Consider the following 292-nt stretch of genomic DNA (forward strand, 5'->3'; position numbering starts at 1 on the left):
GTGGCCAGGTCGCGGATCTTTCTGACGTCGAGGTCGGGCTGGAAGGCAAAGTCGAACTCGTCGAGAGTCTTGTGGTGCGGCAGCCCGGACAGCTTCAGCGCGGTCCGGAACCGGCGTCCCTCGCGCAGCCCGAGCTCCTCGCCGAGGACGGTGTCGATGAACTCGCGATAGCCCATCTGATCGGCCTCGGCCCGCCCGACCAGAAGCTCGAGGTTCTCGGCCAGGTGCGGCAGCCCGAGGCGAGTCGCGTGCGCGGTGATGCGGCCGGTGAGCAGCTCAGTCATGCCGCACC

The 292-nt window shown here is 68.5% G+C and carries 1 protein-coding gene; it reads right to left on the reverse strand.

Going from position 1 to position 292, the window contains the following annotated elements; translation table 11 throughout:
• On the reverse strand, positions 1-292 hold a 292-nt coding region (locus tag FVA95_RS31255; protein WP_205016059.1), incomplete at both ends, for an ATP-binding protein.

Source organism: Pseudonocardia sp. EV170527-09 (assembly GCF_008369905.1).
GTDB lineage: Bacteria > Actinomycetota > Actinomycetes > Mycobacteriales > Pseudonocardiaceae > Pseudonocardia.